This is a genomic window from Vibrio sp. RM-69-4 (assembly GCF_024743775.1).
Classification (GTDB): Bacteria; Pseudomonadota; Gammaproteobacteria; order Enterobacterales; family Vibrionaceae; genus Vibrio; species Vibrio anguillarum.
In genome coordinates, this window is sequence record NZ_JAMQXI010000071.1 from 1 (window position 1) to 9433 (window position 9433).

10 protein-coding genes are annotated in these 9433 nt (G+C 40.0%); all 10 read left to right on the forward strand.

The window, feature by feature from the left end; all coding sequences use genetic code 11:
- The first annotated feature begins 651 nt into the window (after positions 1-651).
- On the forward strand, positions 652-1290 hold the full coding sequence (locus NB504_RS11625; protein WP_046224726.1) for a hypothetical protein: 639 nt from the start codon (positions 652-654) through the stop codon (positions 1288-1290).
- 165 nt (positions 1291-1455) lie between these two features.
- Positions 1456-1794, forward strand: coding sequence for a hypothetical protein (locus NB504_RS11630; protein WP_129533092.1), 339 nt, complete (start codon positions 1456-1458; stop codon positions 1792-1794).
- A gap of 628 nt (positions 1795-2422) precedes the next feature.
- Complete coding sequence (locus NB504_RS11635; RefSeq protein ID WP_019283386.1) at positions 2423-2836, forward strand: RDD family protein; 414 nt, start codon at positions 2423-2425, stop codon at positions 2834-2836.
- Between the two features lie 216 nt (positions 2837-3052).
- Positions 3053-3970: an alpha/beta hydrolase gene (locus tag NB504_RS11645; protein WP_258428943.1), complete on the forward strand. Its 918-nt coding sequence runs from the start codon at positions 3053-3055 to the stop codon at positions 3968-3970.
- 684 nt (positions 3971-4654) lie between these two features.
- Positions 4655-5278 carry a DUF1349 domain-containing protein gene (locus tag NB504_RS11655; RefSeq protein ID WP_161437746.1) on the forward strand — a complete coding sequence of 208 codons (624 nt, stop codon included), beginning with the start codon at positions 4655-4657 and terminating at the stop codon, positions 5276-5278.
- A 166-nt stretch (positions 5279-5444) separates the two neighbouring features.
- Positions 5445-5657: a DUF456 domain-containing protein gene (locus tag NB504_RS11665; protein ID WP_238097149.1), complete on the forward strand. Its 213-nt coding sequence runs from the start codon at positions 5445-5447 to the stop codon at positions 5655-5657.
- Positions 5650-5985, forward strand: a complete 336-nt coding sequence (locus NB504_RS11670) for a threonyl-tRNA synthetase (protein ID WP_258428939.1) — start codon at positions 5650-5652, stop codon at positions 5983-5985. The genes NB504_RS11665 and NB504_RS11670 overlap by 8 nt, the downstream gene beginning before the upstream one ends.
- Before the next feature lie 189 nt (positions 5986-6174).
- A complete protein-coding gene (locus tag NB504_RS11680; RefSeq protein WP_017042813.1) occupies positions 6175-6522 on the forward strand; it encodes a DUF3024 domain-containing protein in 348 nt (115 codons plus the stop codon).
- A 1258-nt stretch (positions 6523-7780) separates the two neighbouring features.
- On the forward strand, positions 7781-8140 hold the full coding sequence (locus NB504_RS11685; protein WP_094147104.1) for a VOC family protein: 360 nt from the start codon (positions 7781-7783) through the stop codon (positions 8138-8140).
- 214 nt (positions 8141-8354) lie between these two features.
- Positions 8355-9433, forward strand: a 1079-nt coding sequence (locus NB504_RS11690; RefSeq protein ID WP_258428941.1) for a type I restriction endonuclease, incomplete at its 3' end; no start/stop codon positions are given.

Here is a 9433-nt window from a genome sequence, read left to right on the forward strand (position 1 = left end):
GTTCAAGAGGGATTCGCAACGCGTGGCATTTTTACTATGCGTTGGTTTTATTGTTTAAGGTGTTATGCGGTGACTTAGGTATTGCGTTGCTCACCCCTTAACAGGGCGTTATGCAACTCAGGTAAATTTAGGGGTTCAGTCTTTTGGGATTTCTCCGGCTATTCGTTTTGTGTTGTCGGCAAATGAGCATTTTTACCCTCAAATTCGTGGTTAACTCAAACCGTAAAACAGGCAAGGTTCTTTGTTTGCCTCAATCAGTTTTTGGCGTTGGCGCGTTGTGAATTTTGCGTGCGCAAAGTGTGGGAAGGGCAAGTTTATCGAGCATTGTTCACTTGCTGAGTGTTTCGCTCGTTGAGTTTTCCTGATTCAAAAGCTTGGTTGGTTGTTGAAAGGTGGACTTTGTTTTGGCGGCTCATTTATCACAGTTCTTGCTTGGGTTGATTATTGAATCACTCAACCATTGCAATTGTGGCTTTTGGTCGTGTAAATTCAGTTTATCTCATTGAATTTGCATAACAAACGGCTCAAGAGGGATTGCCAACGCTTGGCGACTTTAGTGCAAAATTGAAATTCAGTGTTTACAGTGTGTTTTTTGAGTTCGGCGGTGCGTTCTCAACCCCTTAGCCGGGCGTTATAAAACAAGAGAGATTTATGGAAAAGTCAGATTCGTTTATTGTTGATTTTTGGGCATTTGTATTCAAAATGCTTGGAAAAATTTCATTTTTCAACTTGGTCAGAAGGCTATGCCCTAAAGCTAGAACTGGTCGTTTTTCTGAAATATGGGCTTTAAGTCATGTGTTTTTATCTATAGCGTCTGTGCCTGCTGTTTTATACATCAATAATCAATATATCGGCTTTGCTATAGCTTCTTATGCATTATTAAGGGTTTATGAGGTTGTGATTTATCAAACAAATGTACTTTTGTTTGATGAATATCGAGCGATCAAAGCTGGTAAAGAATACAAGCTGCATGGTTACAGACGAATTGTAATTTTATTGATGCAGAACTATTTCGAGATTATTTTTTGGTTTGCAGCGCAATATATTTTCTTTCAAAACATGTTCGCATTCGCAGTTGATGGATCTCACGAAAGTGTTTTAGGAGCGGTTTACACGAGTTTTGTTGTAATGACTAGCTTCGGATTTTACAACGTGACACCGTTAGGGGTTTTAGCTTACTCACTAGTTATTGGGCAAGCAATGATAGGTTTGTTCATGACATTGTTGAGTTTAGCGCGATTTATTGGTGTTATACCGACACCCAAGTCTATGGATGTTACGGAGCAGTAAATTGTTTTATAACAAAGCATTTAAGACGGATTCTCAACGCTTGGCAATTTCGGTTTAGGTCGGCTTCAGTGCTATATGTGGCAAGGTTTAGGCTTAGGTGGTCGCGTTGTTCACCACTTAATGCGGCGTTATGACGCTCGAGTAATTTAAACATATGGAGATCTTATGGCTTACGTTATTGCAGACACAGGTTTTGCTAATCAAAAGCTGTATGCGTTTTATCCGGTACAGGATGAAGAACAAATCAATTGGAATTTAGTCAGTATCGTCAGTACTAATTATGATCATGATGGCTCAATATTGTTAACCGCAGAAACTCTCCGAGAGCTTCAGGAAAAGAACGTAGCAATATTTGAGTCTAAAAAATCAGCGAAAGCTGTTTATCATAAGTTAGGTATACCAAATTGCAGGTATGTGAGATTAATATTAAGTATTACACATGAATTTAAAACACGTAATGGTAGCTATTGTTCATCTTGGACAGATTTGAATTCAAAGGTATAGCGTCATAACAAACGGCTCAAGAGGGATTGCCAACGCGTGGCGGCTTTAGTGCAAAATTGAAGTTCAGTGTTTAAGGTGTGTTTTTTGAGTTCGGCGGTGCGTTGTCAACCCCTTAGCCGGGCGTTAGGCAAAGTGAGTTTTTATCAGCTAAGTCGAGTTTGAATTGAACGGTAAATGCCATGTTTTCTAGCTTAAGTTAAGCAATAAATAATCATCACATATTTGTTGTTTCTTGATCGCGTTGGGTTGTTTATCGCTGTGAATTCATCGGCAAAATAACCTTCAGCATCCAAACGTCCGCCGAGCATGCTACGCTCGTCACTTTTCTTCCAAATCGCTCAATTTGAGTTTTTTGTTTCTTTGCTGAGTTGGCATTTTGGTTTATAAATGAATCGGTTAGTTTGTTTCAAGTTTACAAAAAAGCTCGTTCTTTGGTTTTGAAAGTGCCGGTGTCAATCAGTTGGCCTAACAAACGGCTCAAGAGGGATTGTCAACGCGTGGTGGCTTTAGTACAAAATTGAAGTTCAGTGTTTACAGTGTGTTTTTTGAGTTCGGCGGTGCGTTGTCAACCCCTTAGCCGGGCGTTAGCAAATTTATTCGACATCTAACTTGCATGGAGAAAAAGTAAGTGGAAATAGATAGAGATTCGATCATTGAATCACATAGGCTGGCAAGCCCGGGTCTTCGTTATCTAGGGCAAATCATTGATGGTGCAATAAGTGCCACAATATTCATTTTCTTTCTTTGGCTCGGTACTTTAATTGGTTTATCCCAAGCTTCATCAAGCTTAATAGCATTTTCGGCGGCTGCTTTATATTTTCTACTTTCTGACGGTTTACCTAAAGGGCAAAGTCTCGGTAAGAAACTACTAGGGATCTCAGTTATAGATTCGGTTACAGGAAAAAGTTGTAGTTTCCCTCAGTCATTTTTTCGTAACCTACTGACACCAATAATTGGCATGATCGACGCGGTCTTTATTCTTGGCAAAAGAAGACAGAGGTTAGGTGACAAGCTGGCAAAAACAATCGTTGTAGTAAATTAGCTAACAAACGCTTCAAGAGGGACAGCCAACGCGTGGCATTTTTATTATGCGTTGGTTTTCGTGATTACGGTGTTATGCGGAAGCTTGGTAGTAGCGTTGGCTGCCCCTTAAGCGGGCGTTATGTTTAATCAGCATCACAAATCGACACTGTTTTTATATACAGCAATATGTGTTCGGCTATTATATTGAGCTTTGAACACATTCGAAGAATTAAATATGAGCAACTATCTAGAGCGCGGCATTAAAGAACTCGTTGAAGAGTTCATTTCTTGTGGGAAACCTTGCCCATCAAAACAAACTATTTCTGAGCGTCGTGCCGGTTATCTATCAAGTACAGTTTTAGCTGGCTCTAGCCCTGAAATGGCTGATGAGTTTGTTGATGAGCTGGATGGTATTCCAATCAAAGTTTATAAGCCAAGCGATAAAGCTAATTTGCCAATCACGATTTACTTTCATGGTGGTTGTTTCATTAGTGGTGGTTTTGAAACACATGAAGCACAACTGAGGCAGTTAGCTCATCTATCAGAGACTATAGTGGTTTGCATTAAGTACCGATTAGCACCAGAACATACATATCCATCAGCTCATGATGATGTATTTCAGGCCGCGTTGGGTATCAAAGAGCATGGTCATAAATATGGCGGTGATACTAGACATGTGTTTTTTGTCGGTGATAGTGCTGGCGCACAATTAGCTCTTGCTACAGCACTTCGCTTGAAAAATAAAAAGCTGTGGCTACCTGAAAAACAAGTCCTAATATATCCAATGGTCGATCCCTTGGGGGCGTCTGATAGTTATCAGAAAAACGGTACAGATTTTATTATTACCGCTCAAATGTTGCTGTCAGGTTTTCAGCTTTATGCGGGTGAATCAGAGCGGTTAGTCAGTGAAACAGAACTCAATCTATTGGCAAGAAAAGATTTTCAAGGTTTACCGCCAACGATGATTATCACAGCCGAGTATGACCCACTGCGAGATGAAGGAGAGCAGTTGTACAGGTTGCTTCTTTCCCAAGGAGTTGACGCTTATTGTGAACGTTACCTAGGTGTAATACATGGTTTCTATCAACTTTCGGGTGTAAGTGAGTCTGCAAGGCGTTGTATTAGGAATATTGCAGAAACGATCAAAAATTAAACATAACAAACGCTTCAAGAGGGACAGCCAACGCGTGGCATTTTTACTATGCGTTGGTTTTTGTGATTACGGTGTTATGCGGAAGCTTGGTATTAGCGTTGGCTGCCCCTTAAGCGGGCGTTATGCAACTCAGGTAAATTTAGGGGTTCAATCTTTTCGATTTCTCCGGCCATTCGTTTTGTGTTGTCGGCAAATGAGCTTTTTTACCCTAAAATTCGTGGTTTACTCAAGCCGTAAAACAGGCAAGGTTCTTTGTTTGCCTCAATGAGTTTTGGTGCTGGTTTGTTGCCAATTCAGCGTGCGCAAAGTGTGGAAAGGGCAAGTTTATCGAGTATTTCGCATTTGCTGAAAGTCTTGCTTGTAGGGTTTGTCTCATTCAAAAGCTTGGTTTGTTGCTGAAAGGTGGACTTTGTTTTGGCGGCTTATTTATCACGGCTCTGGCTTCGGTTGGTTCTTGAATTACTCAACCATTGCAATTGTGGCTTTTGATCGAGTAAAGTCAGTTTATCTTATTGAATTTGCATAACAAACGGCTCAAGAGGGATTGCCAACGCTTGGCGGTTTTGGTGCAAAATTGAAGTTCAGTGTTTGCAGTGTGTTTTTTAAGTTCGGCGGTGCGTTGTCAACCCCTTAGCCGGGCGTTATGTGAATATGTGGGTTTTGTGAACAACAAAGAGATTGATAATGGTAAATTTTACTTTTGGGAAGTGGATTTCTGAACCGAAAGTCAGTGAAGTCACTTCCGAGTTTGTTTCGATAACAACCGAGCCGAAAACTGATTTTTGGCAACGTTCTTATTATGGATTTCGTAATGAAAATGCCCCTGCATTATTGATTGATTCAAAAGACAATTTCACATTTACAGCTAAGGTAAGTTTTACTTATCAAGAGCTGTTTGATCAATGTGGATTGATCATTTATCTCGATAATGAAAATTGGTTTAAAGCTTCGATAGAGTACGAAAATCAATCATTTTCTAGGCTGGGTAGTGTAGTTACAAATTTAGGGTATTCAGATTGGGCAACCACCGATATCCCGCTTCCTAAAGAGATTTGGTATCGTTTAAGTCGTAGAGGGCCAGATTTTCTTATCGAATCCTCGTTTGATGGCTTGGTTTTCAACCAAATCCGTATCTTTCACTTACATCAGTTGGGAGAGACTACGATAGAAATGGGTAAATGTAATCCTCCTTTGCCGACACAAAAAGTGGTCAGTTTTGGAGTTTATGCGTGTAGTCCTTCAGAATCATCGTTTACAGCAAAATTTACCGAAATGAGCCTGGAGCCTTGTAAGTGGTTAGCTCACTAGGCTCAAATTCACATAACAAACGCTTCAAGAGGGACAGCCAACGCGCGGCATTTTTACTATGCGTTGGTTTTTGTGATTATGGTGTTATGCGGAAGCTTGGTAGTAGCGTTGTCTGCCCCTTAAGCGGGCGTTAGCTGTAACAGATAAATCGACACATGGAGGAAGTATGTCGAAAAAAAGATCAGAAGAGGATAATACTAGAACTACAGGTTCTGCTGTTGGCGGAGCAATATTAGGTGCATCTTTAGGTGGGCCTGTTGGCGCTATTATAGGCGGCTTGTTTGGTGCAATACTTGGTGAATCAGTTAATGATTCAAAAAAAGCAAATAAGGGAAAACCGTCAGATCAAAAATCACCAGAAGGAGATAAGCGTGGATAAAGTAATGCTTATTCCTTCTGCTTTATTGGGATTAATTTTAGTGGGTTTATATTGGTGGTGCTGCTGGAAAACTGGTACAGCATTTAATCACGCTGTGATGATTAATTCGGTTTTTCAGGCTAGTGGTATCGTGTGTGGTATATTTTTGATCGCTGGAGTCTTTTTTCCAGAAGCTAAGGAAATGATATCTGGTATCGATATCTATATTTTTGTAAGTGGTTTGGCTGTATTTGCAGTGTCAGCGCAAGGCTTTCATCGTGACGCAATACAACCTACTAAAAGTCCAGAAAATCTTAATATACAGCTACCAGTTGACGAAAACAGCTAACAAACGCTTCAACCAACGCGCGGCATTTTTATTATGCGTTGGCTTTGGTGTTTACGGTGTTATGCGGAAAGTTAGTAGTAGCGTTGGCTGCCCCTTAAGCGGGCGTTATGTACTTTCTCGAAAATTAACCTAGTCAACGTATGAAATTAGGTCGTAAACTTAGCTTAATTAAAGGGTTAGGTGATAGATATGGCATTTTCAGAAATTGAGCAACAGCGTTACAGAAAGGCAGTGGAGAAGTACCTTGATTCTTGTCGACCGCCAGAAGAGATCCGCAATCAACTTGATATTGGGTATCGGTTAGAGGGGCAGGTCATCGAAATCTTCGAGATACGTCCTAAGTGGAATGATCCATCCGAAAAAATGGAGTGCCCAGTAGCCAAAGTCAAATATTATAAGTCGCGTGACGCGTGGAAAATTTACTGGATGAAATCCGACCAAAAATGGCATTCGTATGAGCCAATCCCAGAGATTCAACTTCTAGAAGCTTTCTTGGAAATACTAGAAGACGATACTTATGGGTGTTTCTGGGGATAGAACCAACCAGGTACATAACAAACGGCTCAAGAGGGATTGCCAACGCGTGGCGGCTTTAGTACAAAATTGAAGTTCAGTGTTTACAGTGTGTTTTTTGAGTTAGGCTATGCGTTGTCAACCCCTTAGCCGGGCGTTATGCAACTCAGGTAAATTTAGGGGTTCAATCTTTTGGGATTTCTCCGGCTATTCGTTTGGTGTTGTCGGCAAAGGAGCATTTTTACCCTCAAATTCTTGGTTAACTCAAACCGTAAACAGGCAAATTTCTTTGTTTGCCTCAATTGGTTTTAGCGTTGGCGCGTTGTCAGTTTTGCGGGTGCAAAGTGTGGAAAGGGCAAGTTAATCGATCATTTCGCATTTGCTGAAAGTCTTGCTCGGTGAGTTTTTCTCATTCAAAAGCTTGGTTTGTCGCTGAAAGGTGGACTTTGTTTTGGCGGCTTATTTATCAAGGTTCAGGCTTTGGCTGATTCTTGGTTCACTTAACCAATATTTTGATTGTTTTCTTAATCAAATGTAGTGTAACTTCTGGTTTATCTTATTGAATTTGCATAACAAAGCATTTAAGACGGATTCGCAACGCTTGGCGGTTTTAGTGTAAATTCAGTTTTTGTGTTTTAAGTGGTTTGTCGAAGCACCAGTGTTTAGCGTTGCTCACCACTTAATGCGGCGTTAGCTGAGGTTAAGAAAAACCATAAAATTAAGCGTTTATTTTTCTTAGTCTGAGGCTCTAGCTTTACACCTGAAAGTCAGCACTTTTCCGCGTATCTCGCCAGTGGCACTGTTCGTGAAGCGGTTGAACTAACCGAAGTCTTCTTACGGGAAGTGGTGTGTTTGTTTATTCCTTTGGTGTGGCTTCTTTGGTTTTGAGGCTCTTTCGCGCTTAAATGGGTTTTGCGCACTTGGTTGTTGGCTTCTTCGACATAATTCTTTGTAAATTTAAGCTCTAGAAGCTCGTCAAGTTTTCCTGTTATTTCTTCTTTGCCAAGTGCGTTTCGTGGATTAGGTTTTAGTTTCTCAGTTGTCTATTTTACTTTGACGCTTGAAAGCAATAATGTGTTTTAAATTAGGCCGTTGGGTAATCAATTTCCGGCTAAAGTGCAGCAGCTAACAAACGGCTCAAGAGGGATTGTCAACGCGTGGCGACTTTAGTACAAAATTGAAGTTCAGTGTTTACGGTGTGTTTTTTGAGTTCGGCGCTGCGTTGCCAACCCCTTAGCCGGGCGTTATACGCTATATGGAAATTTAACAATGGAGTCGTGAAATGAATCAGAATGAAAAGCTGAATTATGTCGAGTTTGCAGCAAAAAATTTAGAGGCAACAAAATCATTTTTCTCTTCAGTTTTTGGCTGGGAATTTACTGATTATGGTCCTGAATATACAGCATTCTCAAATCAGGGTTTAGATGGCGGCTTTTTTAAAGCTGACTGTTGTAGTCAGACTGCATCGGGTGGTGCACTTCTTATCTTTTATAGCTCAAACATAGAAGCAACTTTAGCCAAAGTCCAGAATAGCGGTGGTCAAATTATTCGCCCAATTTTTGATTTTCCCGGAGGCTGTCGTTTCCATTTTATTGAGCCAAGCGGTAACGAATTTGCAGTGTGGTCGGAAGCACGCGTATAACAAACGGCTCAAGAGGGATTGCCAACGCTTGGCGACTTTCAGTACAAAATTGAAGTTCAGTGTTTAGGTGTATTTTTTGAGTTCGGCGGTGCGTTGTCAACCCCTTAGCCGGGCGTTATGTGTTTCTCGACTTTAAACTTTTAACTGAACGACGTTTCCATTAGCTTTTATTGGGTATAGTCAATCTTTTTCAATGCATGTAATGGAGTATTTTATGGATTTTATTGAACGGCTTCAGGCTCTTTCGAAGAAAGTTTCTCAAGTTTCGGCTAATCTGGCTACCGAAGAAGCAACAAAAAATGCTTTAGTTATGCCCTTTCTACATTCGGTCCTTGGTTATGACGTATTCGATCCAAACGAGGTTATACCTGAGTTTACGGCTGATACTGGAACTAAAAAGGGGGAAAAGGTTGATTATGCGTTGATCAAAGATGGTGTGGTTCAAATTCTAATTGAATGTAAGAAGTACAGTGAACCATTATCAACAAAACATGCCAACCAATTATTTCGATATTTCTCAGTAACAAATGCACGTATTGCCATTTTAACGAATGGCTCAAAATATCAATTTTTCACTGATTTGGATGCTCCTAATAAAATGGATGAAAAGCCATTTTTGACATTAGATCTCGAAAATTTAGATGAACATGTTGTCCCTGAAATAAAAAAATTAACTAAATCCTCCTTTGATGTTGAATCTGTAGTTGATGCAGCAGGTGAATTAAAATATTTAAACCAAATAAAGAAAGTTCTAGGTGAACAGTTCCAAAGCCCAGAAGAAGATTTTGTGAAGTTCTTTACTTCTCGCGTCTATGACGGTGTTCAAACTGCAAAAGTTAAATCTCAATTTCTAGACATTACCACTAAAGCTTTAAAGCAGTTTCTCAATGACAGTATAAATGCCCGTCTAAAATCAGCTATTGGCGCTGACGTCAAAGAATCAACGAATATTGAAACTCCAGTTATTCCTGCTGAAGACGTAAATGAAAGTTCAGAAAAATCTAAAATTCTTACTACAGAAGAAGAAATTGAAGGTTTTAATATAGTCAAAGCAATACTTAGGCAAAAAGTAGAAGTACAGAGAGTTTGTGCTCGTGATACTCAAAGCTATTTTGGAATTCTGCTAGATGATAACAATCGTAAGCCTCTATGCCGTTTGTGGTTTAATACTAAGCAGAAATATATTGGTATCTTTGATGAAGCCAAGAATGAAACTCGGCATCCGATCGAAACTGTGGATGATATATTCAATTTCAGTGAACAATTACAAAGCACCCTTGCATTATATGAGTA

Bases quoted from the DNA above. Each gene is read 5' to 3' on its own strand.
- NB504_RS11630 (WP_129533092.1), top strand. From the start codon at position 1,456: ATGGCTTACGTTATTGCAGACACAGGTTTTGCTAATCAAAAGCTGTAT.
- NB504_RS11655 (WP_161437746.1), top strand. From the start codon at position 4,655: ATGGTAAATTTTACTTTTGGGAAGTGGATTTCTGAACCGAAAGTCAGT.
- NB504_RS11645 (WP_258428943.1), top strand. From the start codon at position 3,053: ATGAGCAACTATCTAGAGCGCGGCATTAAAGAACTCGTTGAAGAGTTC.
- NB504_RS11665 (WP_238097149.1), top strand. From the start codon at position 5,445: ATGTCGAAAAAAAGATCAGAAGAGGATAATACTAGAACTACAGGTTCT.
- NB504_RS11680 (WP_017042813.1), top strand. From the start codon at position 6,175: ATGGCATTTTCAGAAATTGAGCAACAGCGTTACAGAAAGGCAGTGGAG.
- NB504_RS11625 (WP_046224726.1), top strand. From the start codon at position 652: ATGGAAAAGTCAGATTCGTTTATTGTTGATTTTTGGGCATTTGTATTC.
- NB504_RS11685 (WP_094147104.1), top strand. From the start codon at position 7,781: ATGAATCAGAATGAAAAGCTGAATTATGTCGAGTTTGCAGCAAAAAAT.